General features: G+C 36.3%; 15 protein-coding genes and 1 other RNA gene. 5 read left to right on the plus strand and 11 right to left on the minus strand.

The genetic code is table 11. The annotated features are described in order from the left end of the window. Positions 1–16 precede the first annotated feature (16 nt). A complete protein-coding gene (locus tag PXG98_RS11055) occupies positions 17–1,456 on the minus strand; it encodes an ATP-dependent DNA helicase (protein WP_276391092.1) in 1,440 nt (479 codons plus the stop codon). A gap of 97 nt (positions 1,457–1,553) precedes the next feature. On the opposite strand from PXG98_RS11055, the gene PXG98_RS11060 reads away from it, so the two are divergent. From PXG98_RS11060 to rsmD, 3 genes are read left to right on the plus strand one after another with little or no spacing between them, the layout of a single operon-like run. Then, on the plus strand, positions 1,554–2,204 hold the full coding sequence (locus PXG98_RS11060) for a hypothetical protein (RefSeq protein WP_276391093.1): 651 nt from the start codon (positions 1,554–1,556) through the stop codon (positions 2,202–2,204). After that, a complete protein-coding gene (locus PXG98_RS11065) occupies positions 2,182–2,997 on the plus strand; it encodes a DUF3822 family protein (protein WP_276391094.1) in 816 nt (271 codons plus the stop codon). The genes PXG98_RS11060 and PXG98_RS11065 overlap by 23 nt, the downstream gene beginning before the upstream one ends. Then, on the plus strand, positions 2,997–3,542 hold the full coding sequence (rsmD, locus tag PXG98_RS11070; RefSeq protein WP_276391095.1) for a 16S rRNA (guanine(966)-N(2))-methyltransferase RsmD: 546 nt from the start codon (positions 2,997–2,999) through the stop codon (positions 3,540–3,542). The genes PXG98_RS11065 and rsmD overlap by 1 nt, the downstream gene beginning before the upstream one ends. A gap of 41 nt (positions 3,543–3,583) precedes the next feature. Here the strand turns inward: rsmD and rnpB are convergent. Next, an RNA gene (gene rnpB / locus PXG98_RS11075) (RNase P RNA component class A) lies at positions 3,584–3,902 on the minus strand. Between the two features lie 197 nt (positions 3,903–4,099). Here rnpB and PXG98_RS11080 point away from each other — a divergent pair. Further along, on the plus strand, positions 4,100–5,920 hold the full coding sequence (locus PXG98_RS11080) for a DNA polymerase III subunit gamma/tau (protein ID WP_276391097.1): 1,821 nt from the start codon (positions 4,100–4,102) through the stop codon (positions 5,918–5,920). Here PXG98_RS11080 and PXG98_RS11085 read toward each other — a convergent pair. From PXG98_RS11085 to PXG98_RS11115, 7 genes are read right to left on the minus strand one after another with little or no spacing between them, the layout of a single operon-like run. After that, positions 5,917–6,264 (minus strand): transmembrane 220 family protein, encoded by a 348-nt coding sequence (locus PXG98_RS11085; RefSeq protein WP_276391099.1) that lies wholly within the window; start codon positions 6,262–6,264, stop codon positions 5,917–5,919. The genes PXG98_RS11080 and PXG98_RS11085 overlap by 4 nt on opposite strands. Before the next feature lie 2 nt (positions 6,265–6,266). After that, entirely contained in the window at positions 6,267–7,643 is a 1,377-nt protein-coding gene (locus PXG98_RS11090; RefSeq protein ID WP_276391100.1) for an alkaline phosphatase family protein, read from the minus strand. 2 nt (positions 7,644–7,645) lie between these two features. Further along, positions 7,646–8,842: a metabolite traffic protein EboE gene (eboE, locus tag PXG98_RS11095; protein WP_276391102.1), complete on the minus strand. Its 1,197-nt coding sequence runs from the start codon at positions 8,840–8,842 to the stop codon at positions 7,646–7,648. 4 nt (positions 8,843–8,846) lie between these two features. After that, positions 8,847–10,013, minus strand: coding sequence for a 3-dehydroquinate synthase (locus PXG98_RS11100; protein ID WP_276391103.1), 1,167 nt, complete (start codon positions 10,011–10,013; stop codon positions 8,847–8,849). A 9-nt stretch (positions 10,014–10,022) separates the two neighbouring features. Then, a complete protein-coding gene (eboC, locus tag PXG98_RS11105; protein ID WP_276391104.1) occupies positions 10,023–10,973 on the minus strand; it encodes a UbiA-like protein EboC in 951 nt (316 codons plus the stop codon). Beyond that, positions 10,974–11,882, minus strand: a complete 909-nt coding sequence (locus PXG98_RS11110) for a TatD family hydrolase (RefSeq protein WP_276391106.1) — start codon at positions 11,880–11,882, stop codon at positions 10,974–10,976. Further along, on the minus strand, positions 11,879–12,739 hold the full coding sequence (locus tag PXG98_RS11115; RefSeq protein ID WP_276391107.1) for an EboA domain-containing protein: 861 nt from the start codon (positions 12,737–12,739) through the stop codon (positions 11,879–11,881). The genes PXG98_RS11110 and PXG98_RS11115 overlap by 4 nt, the downstream gene beginning before the upstream one ends. 156 nt (positions 12,740–12,895) lie before the next feature. On the opposite strand from PXG98_RS11115, the gene PXG98_RS11120 reads away from it, so the two are divergent. Continuing rightward, complete coding sequence (locus PXG98_RS11120; protein ID WP_276391108.1) at positions 12,896–13,477, plus strand: MiaE family protein; 582 nt, start codon at positions 12,896–12,898, stop codon at positions 13,475–13,477. A 20-nt stretch (positions 13,478–13,497) separates the two neighbouring features. Here PXG98_RS11120 and ppk1 read toward each other — a convergent pair whose 3' ends face one another. Continuing rightward, entirely contained in the window at positions 13,498–15,594 is a 2,097-nt protein-coding gene (ppk1, locus tag PXG98_RS11125; RefSeq protein ID WP_276391110.1) for a polyphosphate kinase 1, read from the minus strand. Continuing rightward, a complete protein-coding gene (locus tag PXG98_RS11130) occupies positions 15,591–16,079 on the minus strand; it encodes a SixA phosphatase family protein (RefSeq protein WP_276391112.1) in 489 nt (162 codons plus the stop codon). The genes ppk1 and PXG98_RS11130 overlap by 4 nt, the downstream gene beginning before the upstream one ends. Between the last annotated feature and the right edge of the window lies 1 nt (position 16,080).

A 16,080-nucleotide genomic window follows, 5' to 3' on the forward strand; every position in this document is an offset into this window, starting at 1 on the left:
GTAGCACTAAATTAAGTCATTCACCTTCAACAAAAAAATCACTTTTAAACCCAACGAGGTATAATTGTGATTTGGCTCTTGTTATAGCCGTGTAAAGCCAACGCAAATAATCTTTATCCACTCCATTAGGTAAATAGGGATGTTCTACAAAAACAGTTTCCCATTGTCCTCCCTGTGATTTATGAGCAGTAATGGCATAGGAAAATTTAACCTGCAAGGCATTAAAATATTTATTGTTTTTAACCCCCAAAAACTTCTTGTATTTGGAAGTTTCATGTGCATAATCTTCCAAAACCTGTTGATAAAGTCTATTGCTTTCTTCATAGGGCAATGAAGGGGAATCTGCCCTGATAGTATCAAGAAGTAAGACAGTTTCAAAAGGTCTTTGGTTTGGATAATCTACCATTTTAATTTTCACTTCGGCAAACTTAAATCCATATAGCTCTTTAATAGCATAAATCTCCAAGATTTCAATAATATCTCCGTTAGCAATAAAACCAGCTTCTGAATTGGGTTTTAGCCAGAAGTAATTATTCTTTACCACCATCATATAATCGCCCGGAGATAATTCGTTTTCTAAAAACAATATCTTATTGCGTATACTTTCATTATAGAGATTAGCTCTTTTATTAGACCTTACTATAAAAACCGTTTCTTCTTTACCGTTTTGCTGATAAGCATTCTCTATAGCTTCCTGTATCTCATAGCCGTCTACAAGTCTCACAATATCTTTAAATCCTCTTACATCAAATTGAAAATTAGGTAAAACGGGGGCCGCCAAATCTGTTCGCAATTGAGTGGCATTAACAAGAATACCAGAGTCTTCGGCCTGCCTTACTACCTCATCCAATTCTAAGACTATTACCTCTTTATCATAATTTAGGGCTAGCTTTTGTTCGTCTAAAGCCGGACTAATTAGGAGACGGACAGGAGGCAATTGTGCTGTATCACCTATCAACATTAGCTTACAATTGAAACCAGAATAAACGTAAGAAATAAGGTCGTCTAACAAAGAACCGTTCTCAAAAAGTTTGGATTCAGATGGTGCGTCGGGTATCATAGAAGCCTCATCAACTATAAAAAGAGTATTTCTGTGTTTGTTTGGCGCTAGAACAAATTTTATTCCACCGCCCCTTTCCTTTTTAGGGAAGTATATTTTCCTATGGATAGTAAAAGCTTCGGTCTTGGAATAATTACTCATAACCTTGGCAGCTCTTCCAGTTGGTGCCATTAAAACCGTCTTAAATGTGGTCTTCCATAAATTCTTAACTATAGTTCCTATTATGGTAGTCTTACCGGTACCTGCAAAGCCTTTTAAGAGAAAAATACTTTCTTTATTCTTGGAATGAACATACTCAGAAATCTTATATAAAGTAATATCCTGCTTCTCTGTTGGTATATGGACAAAATTGGTCTTTAATATTTCATAAAAGGAAGAAGCTGTAGACAATTTCATAGAGCATCAAAGATAAAGAGGATTTTTGGGTCAAAACCTTTTACGATTAAAAAAAAATTGTAGATTTGTGAAGACCTCTAAACAAAAAATTGACCAAATGAGAACTGTTTTACAAATAGCACTTTGGATTGTATGTATTATTCTTGGATATCTTATTTATAGATCCGTAACCGGACCGATAGAATTTAAGAAAGTTAAGCAAGAACGTTTTGCTAAAGTTATATCTAATCTAAAGGACATAAGAAATTCCCAGGAAGCGTATAGAACCGTTAATGGAAAATTCGCGAGTGACTTCAAATCCCTTGTCTCCTTCGTAGATAGTGGGCAATACACTATCACCCAGCAAAGAGATTCATCCTATATGGAGTACGACAAAGTTTATGGAATTGACATGCTTAAAGAAGTTAGAATAATTGATACTCTTGGCTTTGTTGCGGTTAAAGACTCTTTATTTAAAGGTGATGATAGATACAAAACCATGATGAATGTACCTTATGCACAAGGATCAGAAACTTTTGAAATGAAATCTGCTATTATTGATAAACAAGGTTATAAGGCTCCTGTATTTGAAGCCAAGGTTAAAAAAGATGTTATTCTCTACGACCAGCCAAAAGATCTTTTAAATAGAGAAAATGCTCAAATAAGTGTGGAAGAAGTTAATGGATCCGAAATTAAAGTAGGTTCTCTTAATGAAGTAAGTACCAATGGTAACTGGCCCCCAATTTATGATAAAAAAGGAGAGAAATAGTCCTATAGAAAATTATAAGAAATTGTCCATTCAGGTTAGCTTGAATGGACTTTCTTTTTGTATTGTAGATACTATTGCTAATTCTATTTCACAATTCGAACGAATTTCTTTTGAAACAGACGTAACTCCATATGAATTAAAGAAAAAACTAAAATCCTTTATCACCGAACATAAGCTTTCCTCAGAACTGTATTCTGAAGTCGTCGTAGTCCATAAAAATTCACTTTTTAGTTTTGTCCCCTTAGCCATTTTTGATAGTAATGAATTGGCCAATTATCTAAAATTCAATGTGAAAATATTGGCTAATGATCATCTTGATTTTGATGAAATTCCAAATTACGATTTAGTCAATGTTTATGTTCCGTTTGTGAATATTAATAACTACATCTTTGATCTGTTTGGTGAATTTACTTTTAAACATAATGGTACCGTAATGGTCGAGGCTCTTTTAAAAGCACATGGACAGACTAATGAGACTATATGTTATGTTTATCTATGCGACAACCAATTAGAAATAACTGTTTTAAAGTCTAAACAACTGCTCTTTTACAATTCCTTTTATTACAGCTCATTAGAGGACTACTTATACTATCTATTATTTACTATGGAGCAGTTAAAACTAGATCCCGAGGCTATTAAAATGCGCCTATTTGGGGATGTTGAATTAGAAGATGATTACTATAATGCTACCTACAAGTATATTCAGCATCTTTCCCTATTTATTCCTCCAAACGACCTACTATCCGAAGAAATAGTCAAGGAAATAGATTTTAATATTCTAAATGCGCTCTAATGCGAATAATTTCGGGTACCCATAAAGGACGTAAAATAGCTCCTCCAAAAGGACTTCCAGTAAGACCCACTACAGATATGGCTAAGGAGGCCATATTTAATGTCTTAAATAATCGCTATCATTTAGACGAAATTTCAGTGCTAGACCTATTCGCTGGGACAGGTAATATTAGCTTAGAATTTGCCTCCAGGGGGGTAGATGAAGTTCTCGCGATTGACAAAGATTATAAGTGTTGCGCCTTTATAGCAAAAATATCCAAAGAATTAGAACTTCCTATTAAGGTTATTAAAACAGATGTTCTGCCTTTCCTTGAAAAGACAAATAATAGGTTTGATTTAATATTTGCAGACCCTCCTTACAGTTTTGAGGATAAGGATTGTGAGAGCATAAGATCACTAATATTTAAAAAAAATCTATTAAAACCCGATGGCCTCCTGATTATAGAGCATTCTAAATACACAGATCTCACTAAGCTTCCATCCTATACAGAAGGTAAAAAATACGGGAGTTCTGCCTTCAGTTTTTTTCAGTCTTCAGTAGTTTAAAAAACCTCGCCAAAAGATTCCTAAGAACCTAAGGCAAGGTTGTTTAATACAGGCTATAAGCCGGATTCTGTAACTCCATAAATGGAGCTTCCTTATCATTTATCTAGACTTAGCGTTACCGCTAAGTTCTATCCGCCTACCCTTCAATTTGGGCGTGCAACCCTCAAACACTGATTTACATGGCGTTGCACCGTATAGAGTTTACCTGATTTCACTACGGCATTACCCGTACATTCTTTCTGTTGCACTTGTCCTTCCCATATTAAACACATGGGCGACGGGCGTTACCCGCTATACTGCACTTCGGTGTCCGGACTTTCCTCACTTTATTTGATAAAGCGCGATAAGGCCGCCTGTAAAGACAAAGGTACAATTTAGTTTAGGGTGTCTAATTACTTTTAGCAAATTATAGCTTCTATTATTTTCTTACATTGGCGTTAATTGTTGATAAAAACTATTCATTATTAAGCAAAACAAACACTTTAATAAGGTGCTATTTCTATATTTGTAAGACAGCCTTTCAATAGCTGAAGTAGCCATAAAACAAAAGCAAAGATTTGGAACCCTTTATCGTATCGGCAAGAAAATACAGACCAAAGACATTTAAGGATGTCATAGGACAGCAAGCTATTACCAATACACTCCTAAATGCCATTGAACAAAATCATTTGGCACAGGCACTGCTCTTTTGTGGCCCCAGAGGAGTCGGAAAAACCACCTGCGCACGTATTTTGGCAAAACAAATAAATCAGGATGGGGAAGAACATGGAGAAGAAGATTTTGCCTTTAATATCTTTGAACTAGACGCTGCTTCTAATAATTCGGTAGATGACATTAGAAATTTAATTGAACAGGTGCGTATTCCCCCTCAAGTAGGGAAATATAAGGTCTATATTATAGATGAAGTACACATGCTTTCTCAGGCAGCTTTTAACGCTTTTTTGAAGACTCTTGAAGAACCACCTAAGCATGCCATTTTTATTTTGGCAACTACGGAGAAGCACAAAATTATTCCGACCATTCTCTCCCGATGTCAAATTTTTGATTTTAAGCGGATTACAGTTCGAGACGCCGCCGAATATCTAAAATATATTGCAGAGGAACAGGGTATTGAAGCAGAAGAAGACGCCTTACTCATCATTGCACAAAAAGCAGATGGAGCAATGAGAGATGCACTATCAATATTTGACAGGGTTGTGAGTTTTGCAGGAAAAAACCTAAGTAGGGCTGTAGTCACAGAAAATCTAAATGTTCTGGACTACGAGACCTATTTTAGTATGACCGATATTTTGCTTGATAAAGACATCCCCAAAGCTCTAGTCTTTTTTAATGACATACTCGCCAAAGGTTTTGAAGGACATTATTTTATAAATGGCCTAGCATCACATTTTAGAGATTTGATGTTGTGCAAACACAAAGAAACTATCTCCTTATTGGATGTTGGTGAATTGACCCAAAGAAAATACTTAGAACAAGCACAAAAAACCTCTAATTCTTTTCTTTTAAAGGGAATTGATTTAGCCAATACTTGCGACCTAAACTATAAATCTAGCAAAAATCAAAGGCTTTTAGTAGAACTAACCCTAATGAAAATTGCCTCCGTAGAATTCACCTCAGAAAAAAAAAAATCTGAGAGCCAACTAGGGGTTGGTATAGGTGAGATAAACCTTATTCCTACTGCATATTTTAAAAAGTTGGCGCCCTCGAAAAATGGAAATTCTACCCCTCCTCAAATTTCTAATTCGTTTCACGGTAAAGAAAACCAGACCGCGGATGTAATTGAAGACGCTATGGAGATTCAAAATAGTGGCGTCCCCGAACCTGTGCTTAAGGAAGAAGTTTTGTTTGAGACTGATAAAAATATAACAGAAATTATTAGCAAACCCGAGACGAGAATTAATATTAGTCCACGTGTAAAAAAAGTATCTGGTCTTTCATTATCTAGTCTTAAAGCGAAAAAAGAACACGAGTTAAAAAAGATAGAAGTAGTTATAGATGAAGACAACCTTCCTAAGGAAGTTTTTGAAAAAGAAACTTTTATGAAACTCTGGAATGAATATATCCTTCAACTAAACAAGGATGGAAAAAAAATAATGGCTTCTAATTTAAGCTCTAGTGAACCTGAATTAATAAACGAGACCGAAGTTTGGCTTGAAATGCCAAATAGCACCATGAAAACCGAAATTGAAAGAGAGCAGTATCCCTTGCTTAGCTTTCTTCGTAAAAAGCTGAATAATTACAATATTGATCTGCACATCAAAGTAAATGAAGTACTAAATAAAAAATATGTGTATACCCCACAAGAAAAGTATGAGAAATTGCGGGAGATAAATCCTGCTCTTGAAGTTTTACGTAAAAAGTTTGATTTGGATATTTAGGGTTTAAATTTGCGAATGGCAATGGCATAAACAAACATCGTTATTGCCAGTATCAGCATCCCAAGAGCTTCCCTACCTCTTTCTACATTTACTATATCTCCCTGACCAATCGTAACACCTTCAAACTGATCCGGCCAAGTACTAATTGTTATAATCACGTAGATAATACCTAAAATAATGGCGACCAAATATGGAAGCCTGTTTAGATAAAACAGAAAGGAAGCTAATGCAGCTGCACCATATATTGCATACCAATAAAAAACGTCCGGATCGTTATATTGGACATAGGCAGCCCAGAGGAACATAGCCCCAAAAATTAAAGAAAGATATTTAAGCGCTTTCATGGCTAGGTAGAAATTAAATGTTGATAAATTAAATCATAAACCTCTGTGGCTAAGGGATTCTCTTTACCCAATGCCCCTTTATTATTGGTTATAAAAATAGGAAAATCTTCTTTCTCTTCCGGAATTCGACCATGAGAACCTTTTATCAAATTAGCCTTTAATGGGATTACGTCCATCACCGTCCTAAAGCCCATTTTCTTTTTCAATAATTTACCCACTACTTTAGGCATTACAAATGGATCATTTGGGTCTGTTAGCATCTCAACAGGATCATAGCCAGGTTTCTTATGAATGTCTACCATTCTAGCAAAATCTGGCGCTACAGAGTCGTCTAGCCAAAAGTAATAGGTGAACCAAGAGTCTTTATCCGCTACTACTACCAAGTCGCCACATCTTGCATGTTCTAAATGAGCATTTTTAATTTCCTGACCCGTCAAAACTTTTTCAACCCCTGGAACTTCTTTGAGAATGCTTTTTACTTCCTTTAAGATAGAGATATCATTTAGGTAAATATGTGCTATTTGATGATCAGCAACAGCAAAAGCTTTGCTAGCCCCTGCGTCTAAAAGTTCAAGGCCTCTTTCTATCCGAATACTTAGAAGACCTGCATCACGTAAAACTCTATTTAAATGAATAGGGTTGGAAACATCTGTAATACCATATTCGGAGAGTATTATAATATTTGCCCCCTGCTCTTCGTAGTAATTTACTAGATTTTTAACGACCTCATCGATTTCGGTCAGGTCCTTGCCAATTTTTGAAAAATCCAAGCCATGGCGTTGGAGGTTATAATCTAAATGTGGTAGGTAAACAAGTGTTAGGTCAGGATTGTTTTTTTTATCCGTTAAGATGGTTGCATCCGCAATCCATTTACTCGACTTTATAGAAGTCTTGGGTCCCCAAAAGTGAAATAATGGAAAGGTCCCTAATTCTTTTTGTAAATAATCTCTCAGATCTGCAGGATGAGAATATATATCCGGTATCTTACGACCATCCGCTAAATAGTTTGGTCTAGGAGTTACGCTGTAGTCTACGGAAGAATACATATTATACCACCAAAACATATTGGCACAGCGGAAGCTCGAGTCTATTTTTTTTAAAGCATCCCAGATCTTGTCACTTTCTACCAACTTATTGGACTGCCGCCAAAACTTCACTTCACACTCTTCTTTAAAATACCAACCATTACCTACTATACCATGATCACTTGGCCACCTCCCAGTGAGATAGGTAGACTGGGCCGAGCAGGTAACCCCCGGAAGCATGGGCTCCACAGACGTAAAGGCTCCTCTGTCTAGAAAAGATTTAATAAAAGGAGTATGTACCCCAATAAGTCTTTCCGTGAGACCTACAATATTTAAAACTACCGTTTTCTGCATGCTTAAAATTTATCCTTAAACCATTGTAGCTCGCGAATAATAGACTCTGCAAGATCTCTTTTTAACAAGGGAGGAAGAACTTCCCAGGTGTATGTTTCAATTTCCAAATGCTCGGTAATACTCTTATCCTCTTTTAAAATCGATACGACTTTTAAGATATGATCTTGCGTAGAATACAACTGATCAAAGGATTCTAAAAATATTGGCACATGAAAATGTGCTCTTAACTCCTCTACTTTTTTCTTACTCTCTAAAACAAGAGGTAAGTCGTTATACGTCTTTATCCCTTTTTCGGTTTTCTCCGTTACTTGATGAAGATAAACTGGCTCATTAAACTTTTCTAAAGCCTCCCATACTTCCTTCTCATTTGTCTCTTTAAATAAGACTTTTAATGCCGCACTGACTTGTATTTTACCAATTTTTATCCCTGCCTCCTTTAATCTTCTAAAGGTTTCCTTTGGCTCTTCAAAAGCCAAGGAAAAATGACAAATATCGTAACAAAGCGTACAGTATTTTAGAGTAAGTTCTTTAGCCTTTTGACCATTTATACCGTATATCTCAAGTAGCCTTTCCGAAGCTATGGGCAACAAATAGGTTCGAAAAAAAGCTAAAACATCTTCCGTATTTTCTAAGAGGCCATCCGGTTCCGGCTCTATATCTAAATGCAAATACTTTCCCGTATTCTTTTCAATTTCAAAAAGGTGCACAATAATATCGGTAATATTCTCAGCCCCTAGTTTAAAGACTTTAACCGTATCACTATTCGTTTTATGCCAATGCTTATAACTAACCGGAGAAGTGGAAATTCCGCCAGACATGCCATTGGGGAGAAGAAATGCCAGCTGATCAAATAATCGTTTGGTATAGTCTACCCGCTCTCGGGTAGTCCAATCTGGGTGATGAACCTTATCTTTAACTACCTCCTTATGAAAGTTCCCATAAGGAAATCCATTCATAGTAAAAACATAAAGATTCTGAGAATCTAACCAATCCTTGAACTCTTGCAAATTATTACCCTCATCTAATTCTTCACTTGCCTTATTAGACAAGCGCAAACCAATCCCAAAATCGTCATTTGCAGAAATCTGATCTTTAACCTTAGGAAGATAGCCTACTAAGCTGTTAAAAGTACTTTGCCAATCCTGGCCCGGGTGTATGTTGGTACAATAGGAAAGATGGTATGCATGCTGTAGTTTCATACTACTAAACTACCTTAATTTTTACTTTTTCGTTTAAAAGATTCACTGCTTTTTCCATTAACTGCAGATCTATTTCGTGTACGTCAAATTTATTTCCAATTCTATCGATTAAGGTAATTGTGAGCTGCCCCCCCAAATGCTCCCTAAATTCTTCGATTCCAGTTAACAGGGTCTGCAGATCTTTTTGACTAAAAATAGGTAGGCTTAAATCAAAACCTATTTTCTGCATCACTTCTAAAACCTCCGACCAAGTATCCTCTGATATGTAAGATAAGAGGTATGCATAGGAAAGGTCTAAGGCGATTCCTTTTGCCACAGCTTCTCCATGTCTTAAGGAATAAGCTGTCATATCTTCTAATTTATGCGCTGCCCAATGACCAAAGTCGAGCGGTCTTGATGATCCCGATTCAAAGGGATCTCCTCCTTTTGCTATATGCTCCATATGCATTTCTGCACATCTATAAATGGTATATAGCATTGCATCTTTATCTCGATTTTTTAGCTTTTCTGCTCTTTCTTTTATCTCCTTATAAAAGTTAGCATCTTTTATTAGAGCCACTTTTAATGCTTCCGAAACACCTGCTATCCAATCTCGCTGTTCTAAGCTATCAAGAAAGTCTATATCATTTATAATGGCATGAGGAACAGCAAAGGTTCCTATAAAATTCTTTTTATTAAAGGCATTTATACCATTTTTTACGCCTACTGCAGCATCATTCTGCGCAAGAACCGTAGTAGGTACCCTAATTAAACGAACTCCCCTGTGAGCTATAGTTGCAGCATATCCGGCCATATCAATTACCGCTCCTCCACCAATTATTACAACGAATGAATGTCTACAAATAGCATTTTTATGTATTCCCTCCAAAATCTTCTCAACATTTTCTTGATCATTTTTTGCTGCTTCTCCTCCAGGGCAAACAAGAATATCGGTAATTCTCAGGCTATCTTTAAAGGCCTCTCCATAGGCATCTATTTGCTTTAACAGCCAAGAATTTGCTTCCAAAAGTCCTGAATCTACCACGAATAAGACCTTTACAATCTTTGAAGAATCACTAGGAGAAATAACCTCTTTTAAGAGCGTATTTTCTATACTAAAAATACCCTTGGTAAAATGTAAACTATAGCTATAGTTCACTTTAAAAGACTGTTCAATAGGTTTTAAAAGCATGCTTACAATTTAAGTAACTGCGAAAATTTTAGACAATACCACGGAGAGCGGCAACAATAGTAAAACAATCAGACCAAACATCCAAGTGTCAAAGGCCATTACAAAGGTAGCATCTAAAACAATTATAGATAATACTCCTGTAATCACCGCTTTCTTAATATTTAGAGGAGTATTCCTTCTAAACGCCTTAATTAGGGAAGTCATATTGAGAAAACCAAAAAGACCAAGGCACAATAACATACTCCAATTATCTAAAATAGAAAAGGAATCAAAACCCTCACCTCCTGGGCTCTCCATCTCTACTTTATGTAACGCAATTGATATGAGAACGAGAAAAATCACCACAGCGTATATAAAGGCAGCCTTAATAATATTACTTTTATTTTTACCGTGGACCTCACCTCGACTTATTAAGGTAATGGCAAATATGTAGAGCAAAGGAATAATCCCAAACCACCAGGAATCCATTTGGCCCCAAATAGCCATTCCCAAAATCAAATTAAGGGCCCTGCAAACCCCCATTGTCAATGGTCCTAAAAAATCGTGCTTTTTCGTAAATCCATCATAAACAAGAATGGCACTTGCCAAGCCTGCAGCTACTATTCCAGCTGTCGTAGCTACGAAAAAAGCTAACACAATGCCAAAAACGAGTAACAATACCCCAGTCACGGTAGCTAGCTCAACAGACACCATTCCCTGAGGAATAGGACGCTCTGGTCTTTCAACTAAGTCAATCTTATAATCAAAAACATCATTTAGAACTACTCCTCCAGCATAGAGTACTGTTGAAGAAAGCAATAAAACTAAAAAGCTAAATCCCTGCTGCGAAAGACCCGGACCTTCCAAAATATCGCTAATGCCTAGGCCGGCAATAGCGGCTCCGGCAAATATATCTGCCATAGCCGTAGGAAGATTAGCCGGACGGCAGAGTCTTAATAGACCATGGATGACTCTTCCCATCTATTTAATTTCATCCGTGTCAATCCTGGGTTCCTGCCCACGAAGAACACTGTTATCATTATAAAGCACCGACTGATTTATTCCTTTTGCCTCTAACCAATGAGCTTCTTTCATATTACCATTCTTGCTAAAAGCATCGAGTGCATTTTGATAACATGTCTTTATTACATCTTCTTTTGCAATACCTTTTTTCAACATTAAGGCCGCAGTTTTTGGCACCGCCAAAGGGTCACTTACACCCCAGTCTGCCGAGCTATCTACAATAATATTATCACTACCAAACTTTCTAACCACTTCTACCATTCGTTCATTACCCATTTTTGTTTTAGGATAAATAGTAAAAGCAGCAATAAAACCTCGGTCTAAAACCTCTTTAACCGTCTCTTCATTATTGTGATCAATAATGACATTACCTGGATCTAATTGATGTTCTAAACAAACTTCCATGCTTTTAATAGTCCCTGATTTTTTATCCCGATGTGGTGTATGAACTTGCACCGTCATGTTTAGCTCTTTAGCCATTTCTAATTGTGCTCTAAAATACTTGTCTTCAGCAGGAGTCTGGTCATCATAACCAATCTCACCAATAGCCACAACATTTTCTTTATGCAAGTACAAAGGTAACAGCTCAATAACTTGCTCTGCCAGAGCCTCATTATTCGCTTCTTTTGAATTGAGACCTATTGTGCAATAATGCTTTATCCCAAACTGGCTGGCTCTAAAAGGCTCCCATCCCACAAGGCTGCTAAAATAATCTTGGAAAGAACCTACCTGTGTCCTGGGCTGACCCAGCCAAAACGATGGCTCAATTACGGCAACTACACCGGCTGCTGCCATAGCCTCGTAATCATCAGTAGTTCTCGAAGTCATGTGTACATGTGGGTCTATGATCATCATTTTGTCATTCATAATACAGTCTTTAGATTATTCCAGCTTATGGATTTACTTGAAATTTCTTTTTTTATTTCCGGATATTTATCTAGTAGTTCTAAGGCATCCGGGCTTTCAGAATTTAAACAACAGAGAGCCGCTGCATAATTTTCTGCCTTGTCTTCACTCTGCAAAAGATGTTTCATATCTCCTAATACTATTGCTTCCATAAAACCACTTACGGGCCTCCAAAAATATGGATCTATTTTTCTCGAAGCAGCCCAGCGTTCATGGGCATAATCTGATATGATTCTCGTTAAATCTCTATTAGAACGTTTATCTATGTCGAGAATTTTTGACAAATCCAGTTGCATAAATGCAGCCTTCAAATACATTTGGTTCCATTGCTGGTCATTAAAATATGAAGAAGGATAAGGATTGTTTAAGGCGATGGCACAAAAAATAGTTTCAATATTAGTTCTTAAAGCCTCTACACCTACGCTCCTATAAGTAGAAGGATTAGGAATGTAGACAAGATATTTAAGAAATGCCTCTAACTCAGAAGTATCTGCCACTTCAATCAGCTTAGACACTTTGGATGAAAAAAAGCTCTCATCCGCTAGAAGTATTTTAATCAGAACCACGATTCTGCTCAACTCTAAAAGATTTATTTTCTCTAGATGAATAATTTCTTGGTCTTCTTTAGAAAGAGAGTTTACAAGAATGCTATCTTTAGGAATTTCGCGTCTTAAAAGACTATAAAATAAATAGAGATCTTTAGCTGATTTTTTTTCTATTATTTGAGATACCTTCTCATGGTACCATTGTTGGGTTTCTACCGAGAGGTTCTTATTTAAAATACTACTGAGTTTCTCCCCTCTAGATCTATACTGCATATATTTTCTTACTATTTAACCTGTACCTCATAAGACGCTACCCGTACATTACAAATATATTAAGATAACATCAAATTTCTTAAACAATTGTTCTGATATAGTTGTAAGGAAAACATTTCGGTTTAACGGCTTCTTTTTACCTTAGCAAAAAAAAGTATGTTAGGTCTTAAGCTCCCTACCGATCCACGATGGGTAAATATTGTAGAAAAAAATATTGATGAAATTCTAACGGATCACGCCTATTGCGAACAAAAAGCCGCGAGTACAGCAATATCTCTGATTGTAAGTTTTCCGGAATACACAGATTTAGTTAAAGAAATGATCGCTCTTTCACGTGAAGAGATGGGACATTTTAAAATGGTTCACGATAGAATCTTGGCTAGAGGAAAAGAACTTGGTAGGCACCGCAAAGATGAATATGCCATTGCCTTATTAAAGTTTTTTCCAAAAGGTGGAAGTAGAACTACCCAATTAGTTCATCGACTGCTTTATGCAGCTTTGATCGAAGCCAGAAGTTGTGAGCGTTTCAGGTTATTATCTGAGGAACTTGAGGATAAAGAACTAGCAGATTTTTACCATCGTCTTATGGTAAGTGAAGCTGGCCACTATACCATGTTTTTAAAATTCGCTAGGCAATATGGAAACAAAGAAGAGGTGGATAAAAAATGGCAGGCACTTTTAGTATTTGAAGCAGAGATTATGAAAAATCTAAGCAAAAAAGAAACTGTGCATGGCTAGTCCTAATTCTTAGCAATCTATTATTCTTTGTTTAATTGCTCTAAATAATAATCGTACATTTTAAATTGAGATCTCAGTTTAGGCTCGTTATTCCTGCGGTATGCATTATTCTGTTCTTCATTAAAAACCCTGGCTTTTACATTATCCTTCCAGGATATTTCAAAGGTATCTATCAATTCTTGTTTAATATCTTCGTCATAAATAGGACAACCTACCTCTACCCTATTGTCTAAATTTCTCGTCATCCAGTCTGCAGAAGAAATATAGACTTTAGAATTTCCATCATTCCCAAAAATAAACACACGTGGGTGCTCTAGAAACTTGTCCACTATACTTATTGCTTCAATATTCTCACTAACCCCTTCCATACCTGGGATAAGGCAACAAACCCCTCGTATTATTAATTGAATTTTTACCCCGGCCTGACTAGCTTCGTATAGTTTATCAACCATTTTGTAGGAAGTAAAACTATTCATTTTTATTTTAATAAAAGCCTTTTTTCCTTGGTTCGCATAACCAATTTCTTTGTCTATTAGTTTAAGAAATAGGCTCTTGGTGTAGTGCGGTGAAACAACCAAATGCTTGTATTTGTATATCTTATAAGATGTGGTAAAAAAATCAAATACAATTTTTAATTCTTTTAAAATGGCCTCGTTGGAGGTAAACAAGGTATAATCCGTATAAATCTTGGCGGTAGATTCATTGAAATTTCCCGTACTAATAAAACCATATCTTTTAATTTCGTCGGCTTCCTCCCTTTCAATAACACAAATCTTACTGTGTACTTTTAAACCAGGTACCCCAAAAATAAGTGTTACACCTTCCGCCTGTAATTCCTCTGCATAATTAATGTTCGCCCTCTCGTCAAATCGCGCTCGTAATTCAATTTGCATAATTACCTGCTTCCCATTTTTTACAGCATTGATTAAAGACGCCGCTACCTGTGAATCTTTGGCCAAGCGATATACTGTAATTTTTATAGATCTAACTTTAGGGTCTATTGCCGCTTCTCTTAAAAATTTAATTACGTAAGAATAGGTATGATAAGGTGCATATAAGAGGTAGTCTTTTTTAGCAATACTATCTAGAATACTACCCTCTAATCCAAGGTTTTTTATTGGCAAAGGGGTAATTTTATCATACATCAAGTCGGTTCTTCCAAGACTTGGAAAACCCATATAGTCTCGTCTATTGTGATACCGTCCTCCGGGAATTACAGAATCTGTATCTTCTATTCCCATTTTGTTCTTTAGAAACTTCAGGGTATCTGGCTCGATATTTTTATCGTAAACGAATCTAACAGGATCGCTTATCTTCCTTCCTTCAACACTGGAAGAAATTTTTTCGATAAAAGTTTTACTGAGATCATTGTCTATATCTAACTCAGCATCTCGAGTTATCTTTATCATATGGGCCGATATTGATTCGTACTCGAACATTGTGAATACCTTATTTAAACAATACCTAATTAAATCATCCAGGATAATTATATAGTTATTATTATTCTGCGGAGGCAGTACTACAAAGCGATCGATACTCTTAGGAATTTCTATTAAGGCATAGCGCTTATGCACCTTATTTAACTGGATATCTTTTTCAATTTTGTCTACCGAAGGTTTTAAGATTAGTTTAACGGCTAGATAAGCCTCTGTATCTTTCAGTAAGGGAAACTCATTTAAATCATTTAAAATAATAGTCATGAGTTGAGCACTCACATTATTTAAAAAGTACTTATTTAAGAATTCGCCCTGGGCCTCTGAGACTTCTCTTTCATTTATTAAAAATATACCTTCTTGTTCTAGTTCCTTCTCAATATCGGCATGTATTTCCAGACTCTTCTTTTGTTGTTCAATTACGATTTGTGTAATCTCAGCTAACAAGTCTTTAGCCTTCTCACCTCCTAAGGCACTTTTACCCTTTTTTCCTGCTAAAACAATCCGTTTTACCGTTGCGTATCGCACTTTAAAGAACTCGTCTAGATTGTTAGAGAAAATTCCTAAAAATCTCAGACGTTCAATTAAGGGCACATTCTTATCCGCACTCTCCTGTAAAACTCTTTCATTAAAACGGAGCCAACTAATCTCCCTATTTATGTAACGATTTTTCGCTTTTATCATCTCCGCAACTGTTTAGGAATAAGAATTTTAGACGTTACTCCTTTTTCTATTTGGTTCCATTTCGTAGTTTCAAATTTCAATTCTACCAAACCACTGGTCGGGACATTTTCTATAATTTGATCTCCCCAATCATTTGCAATTGAAGTAAATGCATAATTATGCCCAAAAAGAACTACTTCTTCCAAACTATCATCCAGACTCCGAACAAAATGCTTTACGCTTTCCCCTGAAAAATCATAAAGCGCATCTGTAATCTCCAAATCAGTTAATGAAAAACCCGTATTCCGCAGAAATATCATGCAGGTGTGCAGTGCTCTGTTGGCTGGGCTTGAAAAGGCCATTTGCAATTTAATTGCCTCCTTACTATACCTTTCACTAACCAGATGTATGTCTCGAATCCCGCGTTCCAAGAGCGGTCTATCTTTGTCACTTACTTCGTATTCCCAGGATGATTTGCCATGCCGGACAAGCACTACAGTTTTCATA

This window comes from Eudoraea chungangensis (genome assembly GCF_029360665.1).
GTDB classification, from domain to species: Bacteria; Bacteroidota; Bacteroidia; order Flavobacteriales; family Flavobacteriaceae; genus Eudoraea; species Eudoraea chungangensis.